This window comes from Actinacidiphila glaucinigra, assembly GCF_035918135.1.
Taxonomy (GTDB): Bacteria; Actinomycetota; Actinomycetes; order Streptomycetales; family Streptomycetaceae; genus Actinacidiphila; species Actinacidiphila glaucinigra.
The window spans coordinates 1,451,408-1,467,012 of sequence record NZ_CP109144.1 but is presented as its reverse complement, the minus strand read 5'-3'; the positions used below and the strand labels follow the sequence as shown (position 1 = coordinate 1,467,012).

8 protein-coding genes are annotated in these 15,605 nt (G+C 73.0%); 3 read left to right on the top strand and 5 right to left on the bottom strand.

Annotation, left to right across the window (positions count from 1 at the left end; translation table 11 throughout):
• Nucleotides 1-138: 138 nt before the first annotated feature.
• Both OIE69_RS06400 and OIE69_RS06395 read right to left on the bottom strand, forming a co-directional pair.
• Entirely contained in the window at nucleotides 139-4,431 is a 4,293-nt protein-coding gene (locus tag OIE69_RS06400) for a discoidin domain-containing protein (RefSeq protein WP_326570964.1), read from the bottom strand.
• 242 nt (nucleotides 4,432-4,673) lie between these two features.
• Entirely contained in the window at nucleotides 4,674-5,732 is a 1,059-nt protein-coding gene (locus OIE69_RS06395; RefSeq protein ID WP_326581004.1) for an AI-2E family transporter, read from the bottom strand.
• A 255-nt stretch (nucleotides 5,733-5,987) separates the two neighbouring features.
• Here OIE69_RS06395 and nagB point away from each other — a divergent pair, with 255 nt between their 5' ends.
• Entirely contained in the window at nucleotides 5,988-6,770 is a 783-nt protein-coding gene (nagB, locus tag OIE69_RS06390; RefSeq protein ID WP_326570963.1) for a glucosamine-6-phosphate deaminase, read from the top strand.
• A 10-nt stretch (nucleotides 6,771-6,780) separates the two neighbouring features.
• Here nagB and OIE69_RS06385 read toward each other — a convergent pair whose 3' ends face one another.
• Complete coding sequence (locus OIE69_RS06385) at nucleotides 6,781-7,842, bottom strand: NAD(+)/NADH kinase (protein ID WP_326570962.1); 1,062 nt, start codon at nucleotides 7,840-7,842, stop codon at nucleotides 6,781-6,783.
• Between the two features lie 164 nt (nucleotides 7,843-8,006).
• On the opposite strand from OIE69_RS06385, the gene OIE69_RS06380 reads away from it, so the two are divergent.
• Nucleotides 8,007-8,504: a hypothetical protein gene (locus OIE69_RS06380; RefSeq protein WP_326570961.1), complete on the top strand. Its 498-nt coding sequence runs from the start codon at nucleotides 8,007-8,009 to the stop codon at nucleotides 8,502-8,504.
• A 341-nt stretch (nucleotides 8,505-8,845) separates the two neighbouring features.
• Here the strand turns inward: OIE69_RS06380 and OIE69_RS06375 are convergent, their stop codons facing one another.
• Nucleotides 8,846-11,287, bottom strand: a complete 2,442-nt coding sequence (locus OIE69_RS06375; RefSeq protein ID WP_326570960.1) for a SpoIIE family protein phosphatase — start codon at nucleotides 11,285-11,287, stop codon at nucleotides 8,846-8,848.
• 153 nt (nucleotides 11,288-11,440) lie between these two features.
• A complete protein-coding gene (locus tag OIE69_RS06370; protein WP_326570959.1) occupies nucleotides 11,441-13,519 on the bottom strand; it encodes a SpoIIE family protein phosphatase in 2,079 nt (692 codons plus the stop codon).
• 208 nt (nucleotides 13,520-13,727) lie between these two features.
• On the opposite strand from OIE69_RS06370, the gene OIE69_RS06365 reads away from it, so the two are divergent.
• Nucleotides 13,728-15,077: a hypothetical protein gene (locus OIE69_RS06365; protein WP_326570958.1), complete on the top strand. Its 1,350-nt coding sequence runs from the start codon at nucleotides 13,728-13,730 to the stop codon at nucleotides 15,075-15,077.
• Nucleotides 15,078-15,605: the final 528 nt, after the last annotated feature.

Genomic DNA, 15,605 nt, shown 5'->3' with positions numbered 1-15,605 from the left:
CGACGTCCGCCCCCGCTGATCCGCCGATCCCGGCGTGGTGGGGTTCGTGGGCGTACGGCCGCGGGCGGCGGGGATGACGGAGCGCCGTGGTCCCGGCCGGAGAACCGGCCGGGACCACGGCGCCCGCGCGTCCCCGCGCTACGGGTTGACGTTGATGGTGAAGGTGGACGTGGTGTTCTTGATGTTCAGGTAGTTGTCGTTCATGGTCAGGTTGTTGAAGGTGACGGAGCCGACCGCCGGACCCTGTCCCGACTCCGGCATCTCGTTGGCCCACAGGCCGAAGCCCGACTTGGCGTCGTAGGCGTCGCCGCTGCGGTGGGCACCGGTGATGGACACATTGGTGAGGACCGTGTCCTTGATCGGGTTCTGCGGCTGACCGCCCACGTAGTTCGTCTGGAACATGATCCCGCTGTAGGTCGGGTCCACGATGTCCACGTCGCTGACGCGGATGCCCTGGAAGACCTTCGAGGCGGAGAAGAGCCAGATGCCCGGGAAGGTCTGGCTGCCCCAGAAGTGGCCGCCGCAGCGGACGATGGAGATGTTCTGGAGATTGGTCGGCTCGGTCCCGAAGCCGTTCATCGGGTAGCCGAAGTCCAGGGAGCTGATCGTGACGCCCGAGTAGACCAGGGTGTCCGCGACGAGGATGTTGCGGAAGGTGTTGGCGTAGCCGCCGTAGACGGCGATGCCCGCGGCGCGCCAGGTCAGCAGGGACGTCAGGTTCTCGTAGAGGTTGTTCTTCTCGTCCGCCCCGCCGGCGTCGATCGCCGAGAAGAGGGCGAAGCTGTCGTCACCCGTGGCACGGGCCTCGATGTTGTCGAGGTGGTTGTCCGTGCTGCCGTTGGTCATGTTGACGCCGTCGGCGAAGGTGTCGCGGATCCGGGAGTTCTTGATGGTGACGTCGTCGGTGTTGGCGCCCCAGTAGAGGCAGACCGTGTGCTCGTTCCAGACGTTGTCGATGGTCATGTTTGCGACGTTGGCGAAGTCGAAGACCTTGCCGGGGCCGTCGATGCGTGAGGTGTAGTTGCCGAAGAAGGAGAAGCCCGAGAAGGACGAGCCGTTGGCCGTGGAGTCGGCGCGGAAGCCCGCGTCGGTGTTGGACTGGCCGGCCGGCGTGTGGAAGCGGGCGTACCAGGGGCCCGCGCCGATGATCTTCACGGACTTGCCGTAGACCTGGAACTTGCTGCCCGTCTCGTAGTCGCCCGGCGGCAGGTAGACCCCCTTCAGGGTGCCCGTGGTGTCCATCCGGGCCTTGTCCAGGGCGTTCTGCACGTCCTGGTGGGTGAACCCGGTCGGCGCGGTGTAGGCAGCGGGGTCGGGGTTGGCGATCGGCGAGACCTGCTCGGTGTTGACGAAGTCGATCGCGTACTGGCTGCCGTTGGCGGCGTCCTTCTGCAGCTTGATCTTCGATCCGGCCGGCACGGTCGTGCCGAGCATCATGTTGGCCTCGTCGTAGATGTGGCGGGGGCTGCCGTCACCAGGGTTGTTGCCGGGGGCGGTCTCGCTGCCGTACAGCCACGCGTACTTGGAGGTGAGGTCGATGGCCTTGAGGAAGCTGCCGTTGACGTACACGTTCAGGGTGGAGTTGATCCCGCCGCCGCCCGCGGCGTCGGGGATGGAGTAGCGCACGACCAGGGTGTTGGTGCTGGCCCTGGTGGTGAACTCCACCGAGCTGCCGGTGCTGTTCAGCGTGACGGCCTTGCGGCCGGACGCCTCGCCCGCCGGGTCGCCGACGGTGCGGTTGGGCCCGACCAGGGCGGCGCTCCCGCCGAGGACCCCGTCCTCCGCCTCGTACATGTCGTACGGCATGTTGGCGCCGCGTCCGACGAAGAGGGACTGGGTGCTCGTGTTGTTCTGCTGCTTGACCGCCAGTTCGTTCGTGTCGGGCGCGATGACGGTCTTGACGGTGTACTTGCCGTTGGCGGCGGTCCAGGTGCCCAGCGAGACGGGGCTCGTGGTGCTGCCCGCGGCGATGGCGCCGTTGTAGGAGCCGGTCAGCGTCTTGACGACGGAGCCGGAGACGGAGTCGGTGACCGTGACGGTGATGCCGTGGGAGCCGCCCGCGGAGGCGACCGTGCCCTGGTTCCTGATCGCCACCGAGAAGGTGACCGTGTTGCCCTTGGCCGGGTTGCCGGGGGACCAGCCGGTGGGGGAGGCGATCAGGTCGGAGCTGTCGACCGGCCTGACGACCAGCGGGGTCGGGCTGTTGTAGGCGTTGTTGGTGTCGTTCTGCTCGATGACGTCCCCGGCCTCGTCGACCTTGGCGCTCAACGGGTAGCTGCCCGCGCCCCGTACGCCGATGCTCGCCGTCACGGTGGTCGAGGCACCGGCCGCCAGCCCGCCGACGGCGGCGGTGCCGACCTTGGTGGTGCCCAGGTAGAAGGTGACGTTCGTGGCGCCCGAGGCCAGCTCGCCGATGTTGCGCACGGTCGCGGACAGGCTCACCGAGTCGGTCTCGACCGGCGCGCCGGGGGAGACCGACATGCCGGTGACGGTCAGGTCCGGGTTCGGCGCCGGAGTGCCGATCACCTGGAACTCCGCCAGCTGGCCCGCGGCGGCGCCGCTGTTGGCGGTGAACTGCAGCCGTACGTCGGCGACCCGTGCGCTGACCGGGATGGTCACCGTGTTCGCGGAGGACGGGTTGAAGGAGTAGCCGGCCGCCGCCTTGAGGCTGGTGAAGCCACTCGCGCCCTGTTCCCGGCCGAGCACCTGGACGGTCTGGGTGCGGGTGCCCCAGGCGCTGTCCGGGTTGAGCTTGAGGACCAGCGAGGTGACGTCGGCGTTCGCCCCTAGGGAGACGGTCAGCGTGTTCGGGTAGCTGCCGCCGGCGCCCTCCCAGTAGGTGGTGACGCTGTTGTCGTTGGCGTTGGCCGCGACGAAGTTCTGCGTGCTGGACGACGCCGTGATCGGCTTGCCCACGGCCAGGTTGGAGCCGGTGCCGCCCGAGCCGTTGCGGGTGACGGTGGTGCTGGCGACGCTGCGGTTGCCCGCCGCGTCCTTGGCCCTCACGTAGTAGGAGACGGTCGCGCTGTCGGGCTGGCTGTCGGTGTACGTGAGCGTGGTGCCCGACACCGTGGTGCGCAGCACCTCGTTGGCGTACACCTCGTAGCCGGTCACGCCGACGTTGTCGCCGGCGGCGGTCCAGGTCAGCTTGACCTGGCCGGAGGAGGGCTGGGTGAGGGCGAGGTCGCCCGGCTGGCTGGGCGCCTGCGTGTCGCCGCCGGAGCCCGTCCGGGTGACGGTGTTGCTGTTGCCCGAGACGTTGCCGGCCGCGTCCTTGGCGCGCACGAAGTAGCTGACGGTGGAGCTGTCGGGCTGGTTGTCGGTGAAGGCGAGCGTGCTGCCGGAGACGCTGGTGCGCAGCTCGCCGTCGGCGTAGACGTCGTAGCCGGTGACGCCGACGTTGTCGGTCGCGGCGTTCCAGGTCAGTCGGATCTGGCCGGAGCCGGGCTCGGTGTAGGCCAGGCCGGTGGGCGCGTTCGGCGCGGTGGTGTCACCGGAGGCCGGGCCGTAGACCTCCAGCTCCGACAGCTGCGCGGCGGCCCATCCGGTGTTGCCGGTGACGTCGACCCGCAGGTAGCGGGTGGTCGTGCTGCTCAGGCTGATCGTGACGGTGTTGTTGTCGGCCGGTTTGAAGGAGTAGTCGCGGGACGCCACCAGGTCGCTGAAGGACGTGCCGTTGGTGCTGCCGCGCAGGGACAGCGTCTGCGTCCGGGCCTCCCACGAGGGCGGCAGCTTCAGCACCACCTTGGTGACCGCGACCGAGGACCCCAGGTCGGCCTGGATCCACTGCGGGAAGGTGCTGCCGGCGCTCTCCCAGTAGGTGGTCTGGTTGCCGTCGTTGGCGTTGGCGGCCACGTAGGGCGCGTTGCCGCTGCTCGCGGTGAGGGTGCGGCCCCGGGCGAGGTCGTCGGTGGAGGTGGCGGAGCCGTGCACCTCGAGCTCGGAGATCTGGGCGGCGGGCCAGCCGGTGTTGGCGGTGATGTTCAGCCGTACGAACCGGGTGGGGGTGGCCGCGAAGTCGATGGTCACCGTGTTGCCCGAGCCGGGGCCGAAGTTCCGCGCGGCCGAGCCGGAGAGCGTGGAGAAGGTGGTGCCGTCGGGGCTGCCCTGCACCGCGAAGGTCTCGGTCCTGGCCTCCCAGGCGGCGGGGAGCTTGACGACGACCTGGTCGATGCTGGTGCTGCCGCCCAGGTCGACCTGGACCCACTGCGGGAAGGAACTGCCCGCGCTCTGCCAGTAGGTGTTCTGGTTGCCGTCGGTGATGTTGGCGACCCCGTACTCGGCGTGGGAACTGCTCGCGGTGGCCGGCGCTCCCGCGGCGAGGTTGGGGCCGCCGGCGGCCGCGGCGGGCAGGGCCGACTGGCCGAGCAGCACCAGGCCGGCCGCGATCACCCCCGCCAGCAGCCGTCGGATGAACCGTTTCCTTGGCATGTCGTCCCTGTGCCTCTCGTCAGAGTTGTTGGTGCCATGACATGTCACATGCGGTACGGCTGCCACGCAGAGAAAATTGCGTTGATTGCTTTGGTAATTGCGCGGCCCGAGCCGATAGTTGCAGAGGTGCTTCCGGGCGTCTATGCCCTCGACCGGGCTTTCATCTCAGCCGACACGGGCTTGCGCTGGAGTGTCGTCCAGCCGACAGGGGGTTGCGGAAGCACCGCAAAAACTTGCGCGTCCTACTCCGCGGTGCGCAGCGCCTGGTACATCGACCAGAGGACGGATACCAACGGGACCGCCACCACCGCGCCGATCACCCCGGCGGCGATGGCCCCGCCGATGACGGTGAGGGCGACGACCACCGGATGCAGGCGCACCGCCCAGCTCATCACCAGCGGGTGCAGCACGTGGCCTTCGATCTGGCCGATGACGACGATCAGGCAGACGACGACCGCCGCGATGATGGGACCCTTGGCGGCCAGCGCCACCACGGCGGCGACCGCCAGGGCGATGGGCGAGCCGATCAGCGGCACGAACGCGGCGAAGAACTCCAGCAGTGCCAGCGGCAGTGCGAGCGGCACCCCGAGCAGGTACAGCGCCACCCCCACCAGGATCGCGTTGGTCCCCGCCACCAGCACGATCCCGTGGGTGTAGCCGGTGAACGTACGCCATGCCGCACGGCCCGCCAGCGACACCCGGCCGCGGACCGACCTCGGCAGCTGCCCGCAGAACCAGGACCACTGCCGGTCGCCGGAGTGCAGGAAGAACACCGAGCAGAACAGCGCCAGCGCGAAGACCGTCAGCACCTCGACCAGACGCCCGGCGCCGCTGAGCGCGGTGCTGATCAGGGTCGACCGGTGGCTGGAGAGCCACTGCCCGATCTTCGACTGCAGGTCGGTGAGCGCCTCGGGGTCGAGCCGGAACGGCGGGGCCTCCAGCCAGCGCTCGATCCGTGACAGTCCCGCGCCGAACTCGCGCTGCAGCCCGCCGGTCTCGCCGGCCACCACCTCGCCGACCAGCGCCAGGATGCCGAAGACGACGAGGATGCTGCCGATCAGCGAGACGGCGACGGCCAGCGAGCGCGGAATGGCGCGGGCGAGCAGATCGGCGAGCGGCCGCAGCATGGCGGTGCCGACCAGCCCGAGGAAGACGGCCACCGCGATCTCGTGGAACCGTCCCAGGGTGGCGAACACGGCGTAGACGACGGCCCCCACGACGAGCAGCCGCCAGGAGTAGGCGGCGGCCGTGTTCAGTGCGGGGAACACCCGGACGCCGGGCCGCCTGGCGGACCCGCGCACCTCCCGGCGCCCCGCGCGGATCCGGATCCGCCGTCCTTGGGACACCGTCCCGCACCTCCCCGTCGCGTCCGGCCGCACGCCCGCGTCCGGCGCGCCTGTCCCTGCTTGCTACCACCGGCGGCGAGCCGTCCAACGCGGCGCGCGCCGCATTCGCCCGAAGGCACCCTCCTGGCCGGCGGTGGATCTCCGGGGGTCCCGGCTGCTAAATTGGTCTAAACCAGTTTCGGTCTCTCTCACCAGATCGGCGGTCCCGAAGTGGAAGTCGTCATCGTTCCGGACGCCACCGCGGGCGGCGAACTCATCGCGGGCGCCATCGCGGACCTGCTGCGCCGCAAGCCCGACGCGCTGCTCGGCGTCGCCACCGGATCGACCCCCCTCCCGGTCTACCGGGCACTCGCCGGACTGGCCGGTGAGGGCCGCACCGACGTGTCGCGCGCCCGGATCTGCCAGCTGGACGAGTACGTCGGCCTGCCCGCCGGGCACCCGGAGTCGTACCGCTCCGTGGTGCTGCGCGAGGTCGTCGAGCCCCTCGGCCTCGCCGAGGAGTCGTTCATGGGACCGGACGGCACCGCCGAGGACATCGTCGAGGCGTGCGCGGCGTACGAGCGGACGCTGGCGGAGGCCGGCGGGGTCGACCTCCAACTGCTCGGCATCGGGACCGACGGCCACATCGGTTTCAACGAGCCGTGCTCCTCGCTGGCCTCGCGGACCCGGATCAAGACGCTGACCGAGCAGACCCGCAAGGACAACGCGCGCTTCTTCGACCGCCCCGAGGACGTGCCGCACCACGTCATCACACAGGGCATCGGCACCATCCTGGAGGCCCGGCACCTCGTGCTGCTCGCCACGGGCGAGGCCAAGGCGGAGGCGGTCGCGCTCGCCGTCGAGGGCCCGCTGGCGGCGGTCGTCCCCGCCTCCGCGCTGCAGATGCACCCGCACGCCACCGTCGTCGTCGACGAGGCGGCCGCGTCCAAGCTGAAGCTGGCCGACTACTTCCGGGCCACCTACGCGGCCAAGCCGGCCTGGCAGGGTCTGTGACCCCGTCGGCTCAGCGTTCGCCCGGCGGCGGGAAGCGCAGATTCCGCAGGTCAGGGGGAACGGGCGCGGACGGCCGGTACAGCGGGGGGACCTCACCGTCCGCGGCCGCGGCCGGCGCGTCACTGAGCCGGAAGCGGTCGCGCACCCGCCCGTAGAAGTCGGTCGGCCCCAGCCGGATCAGCCGCAGCCGGTGCCGGGCCTTGTACACCCCGACCCAGTCGCCCGGATCGAGGACGCCCCTCAGCTGGCCGTCGATGCTGACCGCGACCCGCCCCGAGCGGGTCAGCACCCGGACCCCCACGACCTCGTCCGGGGCCGCCACCAGGGTGCGGTCGAAGGCCATGTGCGGTGCGACCGGGGTGAACACGATCGCGTCCATGTGCGGCGAGACCACCGGGCCGCCGGCGGCGAAGCTGTACGCGGTGGAACCCGTCGGCGTGGCCGCCACCACCGCGTCCGCGGAGTAGGACGCGAAAAGACGGCCCGCCAGATACACCGCGAGGCTGGCCTGCCGGTCCCGGGCGAGCTTCTCGAAGACCACGTCGTTGACGGCGTTGACGGCCATCGGCACGCCCCAGCCCACGTCCTCGGGGTCGCTGGGCCGCACCCGCGGCGGCGGGAGCGCGGGCCCGCGCCCGTACCGCAGCAGCGACTCGATGCCCTCGGGGATCTCCAGCGGCCGCGACGCCCGAAGCGTCAGCGTCATGCGGTCCTCGACGGTGGCCCGGCCCTCGTGCACGCAGTCGAGCGCCCGCTCCACGTCCTCGGTGCACACCTCGGTGAGGAAGCCGACGCGCCCCAGGTCCACGCCCAGCACGGCCGCCCCGCACGCCGCGGCCACCCGCGCGCCGCGCAGGAAGGTGCCGTCGCCGCCGAGGGTCACGACCAGGTCCGGATAGCCGGCCACGGCCGCCTCCTCCTGACCGCTGTGCCGGGGCCGGTCCTTGCGCCACACGTCGATCTCCACCGCGGGGACCCCGTGCCGCGCACACCAGCGCTCCACCGCCGCGGCGGCCTCGCTCGCGTCCTCGCGCGCCCCGTGCACGACCAACCCGATCCGGCCCACTGGCATCACGGCCTCCCCGGCGGCGTCCGCTGCGGCGTCATGCCCCCATCGTCCGCCTCGCCGGTGCGCGCGTCGCGTCGGGCGCCGCGCGTGGCCGCTCCCCGCCGCCGTGCGGCGGCGCGCGCGGCGGAGTACCGTTCGGCTGTTCCACAGGTGCAGGGAGGACGAACGTGGAGACCAAGCCCGCGCCGGGTGTCCTCGCCCAAGTGGCGGACCTGATCGGCCGTACGCCCGTCGGGCAGCGCGGAGCGCTGTGGCGGCTCGGTGCGGACCGCCGCCAGCTCGACGCCAACGTCATCCGCCTTCCGGCGGGCACCGAGGTCCGGCCGCACGTCGAGGCCGACCTCGACGTCCTGCTGTACGTCGTGGACGGCGGCGGACACCTCTCCGGCGACGGCGGCGGACGCCAGACGACCCTGGCGCCCGGCGCCCTCGCCTGGCTGCCGCGCGGCACCTGCCGCTCGCTGTCCGCCGGCGCCACGGGTCTGACCTACCTCACGGTGCACGCCCGCCGCCCCGGCCTCACCATCGCCGGCCCCGCCCCGGCACCGGAGGCGGGCGACGCGGCCTGCCTGCTGCACCGCGTCTGCGTGGAGTGCGGCCGCCTGTCCGGCGAGAGCGACGCCCTGTACTGCTCCCGCTGCGGCACCGCACTGCCGCCCCGCTGAGCCCGCCGGGCGGGCCCGGCCGCCGCGTACGGAGGCCGCCCCCGGTCCGCCGAGCGCGGGCCCCGGCACCTGGGAGCGCGGCGTCGTGCGGAAACCGGTCGACGCGCCGGCCGTCGGTGCGATCATGCCGCAGTCGTGCTCGGCCCCACAGCGGGCAGCGGCCGGGCCGTCCTGCGAAAGGCGACGCGGTCCGTGGCGACGCGTCAGCACGGCGCTCGCACCGGACGCGGCCGCGGGGTGGGCGATTCCGGCGGGCAGCCGACCGCATGGCGATCGCGCCGCGGTCGTGCTCAGCGCGGCACGGCGGGCGCACGGGCCGAAGACCCATGTGCCCTACCCGGTCAGAAATCCCCCTGCAGGGGCTGCTCGGTCCAGATCGTCTTGCCCTCGCGCGTGTAGCGGGTGCCCCAGCGTTCGCTGAGCTGGGCCACCAGGAAGAGCCCGCGGCCGCCCTCGTCCGTCGTCCGCGCACGCCGCAGGTGCGGGGAGGTACTGCTGGCGTCGGAGACCTCGCAGATGAGGTGGCTGTCGCGGATCAGCCGCAGCGTGATGGGCCCGCCCGCGTAGCGGTACGCGTTGGTGACCAGCTCGCTGACGATCAGTTCGGTCACGAAGGCCGCCTCCTCCAGCCCCCACTCCGCGAGCTTGGACTCCACGAGGGAGCGGGCCTCCCCGGCGGCGGTGGCGTCCGGGGAGAGGTCCCACGTGGCGACCTGCTCCGGCGCGAGGACGCGGGTCCGGGCGACCAGGAGGGCCACGTCGTCGGCGGCCTCGGTGGCGCGGCGTCCCTTGAGGAGGGCGTCCTCGACGGCGCCGCAGGTCTCCTCCAGCGAGCCGGACGGCGCCGTGAGCGCGCCGCACAGCATCGCGATGCTGTCGTCGACGTCGCGGCAGCGGGTGCAGAGGAGTCCGTCGGTGTACAGCGCGAGCGTGCTGCCCTCGGCCAGTTCGATCTCGGCGGTCTCGAAGGGGAGGCCGCCGAGGCCCAGCGGCGGGCCCGGGGGGATGTTGACCAGGCTGGCCCGTCCCTCCGGGGTGACGACCACGGGCGGCGGATGGCCGGCCCGGGCGAGCGAGCAGCGCCGCGAGACCGGGTCGTAGACGGCGTACAGGCAGGTCGCGCCGACGACGGGCGGGGCGTTCTCGTCGGTCTCGCGCTGCTCCGAGGCGAGCCGGTCCACGAGGTCGTCGAGGTGCGACAGCACCTCGTCCGGGGTGGGGTCCAGGTGGGCCAGGGTGTGCACGGCGGTGCGCAGCCGGCCCATGGTGGCCGCCGCGTGCAGACCGCGGCCGACGACGTCCCCCACCACCAGCGCGATGCGGAGCCCGGAGAGCGGGATGACGTCGAACCAGTCGCCGCCGACCCCGGTGGCGGTGTTGGCGGGCAGGTAGCGGTGGGCCACCTCGGCGGCGGGGTGCCACGGCACGTTTCCCGGGAGGAGGCTGTGCTGCAGGGTGAGGGCCGCCTGGTGCTGCTGGGTGTAGCGGCGGGCGTTGTCGATGCTCAGGGCCGCGCGGGCGGCGAACTCCTCGGCGAGGGTGAGGTCGTCGGCCTCGAAGGGCTCGCGGCGGCGCGTCCGCCAGAGGCTGATCAGCCCGAGCACGAGCCCGCGGGCGACCAGCGGCACCACCATCAGGGAGTGCGCGCCGACCTCGCGGGCCGCCCTGGCCCGCGCGGGGTCCTCGTCGAGCCAGGCCAGGGCCCGGTCCATGTCCGACTCGAAGACCGGGCGGCCCTCGGCCAGCGAACGCGCCTGCGTGGAACCCGGGGGGATGCCGATGGTCCGGCCCACCGGGTACATGATCTGCTCGGTGTCCGGGAAGACCGACTGCACCGCCGCGCGGCAGACCACGGGGAAGGCGTCCTGGGCGGGTTCCTCTCCCTGCGGGACGGCCTCCAGCAGGTCGACCGAGGCACTGTCGGCCAGTCCCGGCACGGCCACCTCGGCCAGTTCGCGGGCGGTGCGGCCGACGTCCAGCGTGGTGCCGATGCGGGCACCGGCCTCGCTGAGCAGGGCGAGCCTGCGGCGGGCCCGGTAGCGCTCGGTCACGTCCTCGACGGTCTGGGTCACCCCGAGCACGTGCCCGTAGGTGTCCTCCATGCGGAACGCCGAGACGGCCACGTACAGTTCGCGCTGCGGGTCGCGGCGCAGCCGGCAGGGCTGCTCGGAGAAGATCGAGGAGCGGCCGGTCTCGAGGACCCGCCGCAGCTGGTCGTCCACGGCTTCGGCGTCCGGCCCGAAGAGGAAGTCCGCCGTGCGCAGGCCCTGGTGCTTCTGCGCGGGGACGCCGCTGAACTTGGTGATCGCCCGGTTCACGCGCAGAAAGGTCAGGTCGGGCGCGAAGACCGCCAGCCCGATGGGGGAGCGGCGGAACAGCCCGTCCAGCACCCATCGGTCGGTCTCCCACTGCACGACCTCGGCGGCGGGCGCCGCGACCACGTACCACTCGCGGCGGTCGTCCTCCCGCGCGACGGCGCGGACCCGGCAGCCCACCTCCACCCGGCGTCCGTCACGGTGCAGCACGGGCACGACCCCGAACCAGCCGCCCTCGCGCAGGCACGCCGCGGTGACGCCGAGGACCAGCTCCAGATCGGCGGGGTGGACGAGGAGTTCGGGGGCCGGCCGGCCCAGCACGTCCCCCGCCCGGTGGCCGAGCAGCGTCTCGGCGCGCGCGCTCCACCCCACCACGGACGCGTCGTCGTCCAGTACCACCGAGGCCGCGCCGTGCACCGAGAACGGGTCCTCCGGTGACTCGCTGAACGTCTTGGCCGGGTTGTCCATCGCTACCACCGTCGCATGTGCGGAAGAACCGGGCGAGCTGCGTCACGTGGGGTGGTTCCCCGCCGGGGCTCGGGAGGAGCGCCCGTACGGGCACAGCTCCGGTATCGGCCCGTCCGGCCGGTGGCGCGTGGCCCGCCGGGCGCCGTCGCGCGCTCAGTCCGGGGGCTCATGGCGGGTGGTCGGGTGGAGCGGCCGGGCCAGCAGGATCGCGACGTCGTCCTGCGCGCCCCGGGGCAGCAGGCGGGCGAGGACGCGGTCGCAGATCCGGGAGAGCGGCCGGCCGCGATGGCGCAGGGCGCGGGCGAGTTGGAGCATGCCCTGGTCGAGGTTGCGGTCGCGGGCCTCGATCAGGCCGTCGGTGTAGAGGACCAGCACGGCGCCCGGCGGCAGCAGCACCCGTTCGGTCTGGAAGTCCCGGCGGCCCACGCCCAGCGGCGTACCGCTCGGGCCGTCCAGGAAGGCCACCTCGCCCCCCGCGCCGGCCACCGCGGGCGGCGGGTGCCCGGCGCGCGCGACCAGGCAGCTGCCGTCCGCCGGGTCGTGGACGGCGTAGACGCACGTGGCCATCTCGTTCTCGCCGACGTCGGCGACGGCCGCGTCCAGCGACCGGAGCAGCTCGACCGGGGGGATGTCGTGCCGGGCCAGGGTGCGCACCGTGGTCCGCAGCTGCCCCATGACGGCCGCCGCGTGCACCCCGTGGCCCATGACGTCCCCGATGACCAGGGCGGTCCTGTCACCGGGCAGCGCGATGACGTCGAACCAGTCGCCGCCCACCTCCTGGTCGCTGGCGGGCAGGTAACGGCCGGCCAGTTCCAGCCCGGGCACTGTGGGCAGCGCGGTGTTGGCGAGACTGCGCTGCAGGGTCAGGGCGGCGCGGCGCTGGGCGGAGTACATCCGCGCGTTGTCGATGCCGAGCGCGGCGCGGGCGGCGAGTTCGTCGATGAGCAGGTTGTCCTGGTCGTCGAAGGGCTCGCGCCTGCGGGACCGGGTGACCATGACGACGCCCAGCACCGTGCCGCGGGCCACCAGCGGGACCATGCGGGCGGAGCCCAGGGTGCGCAAGTAGCTCCGGAGCCGCTCGTTGTCCGGCCCGGGCACCAGCCGGGGTATGTCGGCCCTGGTGAGCCTCATCGGCCGCCCCTCCACCATGACCTGTTCGTACGCCGACGCCCGGGGCACCTGGTGCGTCATGCCGACGGCCAGGTCCTCGGCCGGGGCCGCGGGGTCGGCGAAGGCGACCGCGAGTCGGCGCACCATGCCGTGGGCGGAGGCCGTGGCCTCGTCCGGGTCGAGGACCTCCTCCAGCAGGTGCACGTCGGCGGAGTCGGCCACCCGGGGCACGAGCACCTGCACCACCTCCTCCGCGGTCTGCCGCAGGTCGAGCGTGGTGCCGATGCGCGTGCCCGCCTCGGCGAGCAGGGCGAGCCGCTGCCGTCCGCGGGTGGCCTGGAGCTGCGCCCGCTCCTCGCGGCTGATGTCGATCAGGCTGGCGATCACGCCGAGCCGGCGGCCGCCGCCGCCGAGGAGCGGCGAGAAGGAGCACGACCAGACCCGCTCGTTGCGGGGGTCGGCGCCCGTCCGTCCCAGGCCTCGGAAGTCCACCACGGGTTCGCCGCGGGCCAGCACCTGCCGCATCACCGTCTCCAGCGCCATGGTGTTGAGTCCGGGGACGACCTCGCTCACGCGCCTGCCGATGTGCTGGGCGGCGGGGACGCCGTTCATGCGGGCGAGCGCCTCGTTGACCCGTACGTAGCGCAGGTCGGGCCCGAGCATGGCCAGACCGATGGGGGACTGGGTGAACAGCCCCTCCAGGGCCGCCAGCGAGTCCCGCATGCGCAGCACCGCGGAGGTCTCGGCGGCGATGCCCAGCAGTCCGGTGCGCCCCTGCGGGTCGGCGGTGGGGCAGATCCACATCTCCATGGTCACCAGATGGCCGTCGCGGTGGCGTACCGGCAGCGTGCCCACGACGGCCTCGCCCGACAGCACGCGGCGCGTCAGCTCGTCGGCCAGCTCCCAGTTCGCCACGGGGACCAGCAGAGGGGTGGCGCTGCGGCCGAGCACCTCCTCCGCGGTGTGACCGAAGAGCTCCTGCGCGGCCAGCGACCACTGGGAGATGCGCCCCTCGGAGTCGATCCGCCACATCGCGATGGGCAGCAGGTCGCGGAACACACCTGCCTGCCCCACCGCCGTCTGGGGCTGACCGACATCCTTCGCCGACTGCTGTATGTCCACCGCGACGACCCATCCCCGGGAACGAGGGGCGTTCTCATGCGGTCGGTCCCCGCGGGCCCCCACCCGCCGGACCCAACCGGTCGATGTCGCTCATTGTCGGTCAATTCTGACAGAACAGCCTATCGGAGATGCCGGACACCGCCCGGGGGGAGCGGCGAGCGGGCTGCCGCGGCGCCGCGGCGGCCCGATCTGGGTTAGCGTCGTAGACATGAGGACCGTCCGGCGGATCCTCCGCCTCGTGCCGGTACTCGCCGTGATCTGCGGTGTGCTCTGCATCGTCGTCGCGACGGGCGTCGGGGCACGTGCCGCGGGCGGTCTGGACACGGCGGCGGCCGCCCTGCGCGAGGGACCCGTGTACGTCGATCCGCGGGCGCGCGATGTGCTGTCGCAGGCCGACGCGGACACCCTCGCCGGGCGCATCGAGAAGGCGGACCGGCCGGTCTTCGTCGCCGTCCTCCCGGACACCGCGGAGTTCCCCGCCGCCACACTCCTGAAGGACCTGCGGACCAAGGTCGGCATCACCGGCGTGTACGCCGTCGCCCTCGGCGACCGCTTCGACGCCGGCGCGGACCCCGCCGTGATGTCGCGCGACTCCGTCGAGAACCTGGCAGGCGCCGTGCGCCGGTCCGACCCCGGCGACCCCGCGGCGATGGTCACCGGCTTCGTCGACCAGGCACTGCCGCAGGCCGGCGGCCACGCCCCGGCCTCGTGGGGCGGCGGCTCCGTCGGCGTCGGCACGGGTGGCGGCGGGACCGCAGTGCTCGTCGCGCTCGGCCTCCTGGTCCTCGTCGGGGGCGGCGGGGCCGTCCTGGTGTCGCGACGCGCCAAGCGGCGCCGCGAGGAGCAGGACCGTGCCCGGCTCGACCAGCTGCGCCCGGTGGTGGACGAGGACATCACCGCGTTCGGCGAGGAGCTGAGCCGGATCGGGTTCGACCCGGGCGGCGCGACGGCCGACGACGCCATGCGCGAGGACTACACGCGCGCGCTGGACGCCTACGACACCGCGAAGGCCGCCATGGACCGGGCGCATGCCCCCGGCGACGTGCAGCAGGTCAGCCGGGCACTGGAGGAGGGGCGCTTCGCGCTCGCCACGCTGGACGCGCGCATCGAGGGCGGGCCGCTGCCCGAGCGCCGCCCGCCGTGCTTCTTCGACCCCCGGCACGGGCCGTCGGTCCAGGACGTGCCGTGGACCCCCGAGGGCGGTGGGGCCGAGCGGACCGTGCCGGTCTGCGCCGCCGACGCCGCCCGGCTCGCGGACGGCCTGGAACCCATGGCCCGCCAGGTCGACACACCCCGCGGCCCCCGCCCGTACTGGGAGGCGGGCCCGGCCTACGCCCCCTGGGCCCAGGGCTACTTCGGCAGCGGAATGCTGCCCGGGATCCTCGTGGGGACGCTGCTCGGCGGTTCCCTCGGCGGGTACGGCGGCGTGCCGCCGGACGGCCAGGGCGGGGACTACTCGGGTGCGGACTTCGACAGCGGCGATTTCGGCGGCGGCTTCGGGGGCGGTTTCGGCGACGGAGGGGGTTTCGGCGACGGCGGGGGTTTTGGGGGCGACTGAGCCGCGGGTGCGGTTGTCGTGTGCGGCGCCGTTGTGGTTGCGGTTGCGGTTTCTCCCCCGCCCTCCCGCCCTCCCCCAGCCTTCGGCCGGGGGGACCCCCATCCCGGATGGTTGGTGCGGGCCTCGCGCGTGCGTGGTGGGCCGGGGGCGGGGCCTCCGGGGCTGCACGTCCTGGACTGGGTTATTTACGTGCATGGCGGGCGGTCCAATTGGTGCCGTCTGTGCCGCACACAAATATCCCGCAGCGTCCAGAACATCCACCCCTACGACCCCGCCCCCTCCGTATCGCTGGGCGACCAACGGCCGGTGGGGGGTGATGGGGGGCGCCCCTCCCCACACCGCTGGGAACTGGCCCCAGTAGGGGGTCCTCTGGCCGCAGGCCGAGCAAGGGTGCGCGCGCCAGTGGCCGGGGGCAGCACCTCCCGCGGGACGGCTGGCGCACCTCGCCCGCCGGCGCTCCAGGGCTATGCCTATGTCACGGCGACGCCGAAGGCCGCCAGGCGGCAGATCACGACGATTGCCGATGTG

What these genes read in the sequence shown, in the direction of transcription:
- OIE69_RS06365 (WP_326570958.1), top strand. Translation starts at nt 13,728, where the DNA reads ATGAGGACCGTCCGGCGGATCCTCCGCCTCGTGCCGGTACTCGCCGTG.
- OIE69_RS06400 (WP_326570964.1), bottom strand. Translation starts at nt 4,431, where the DNA reads ATGCCAAGGAAACGGTTCATCCGACGGCTGCTGGCGGGGGTGATCGCG.
- OIE69_RS06375 (WP_326570960.1), bottom strand. Translation starts at nt 11,287, where the DNA reads ATGGACAACCCGGCCAAGACGTTCAGCGAGTCACCGGAGGACCCGTTC.
- OIE69_RS06385 (WP_326570962.1), bottom strand. Translation starts at nt 7,842, where the DNA reads ATGCCAGTGGGCCGGATCGGGTTGGTCGTGCACGGGGCGCGCGAGGAC.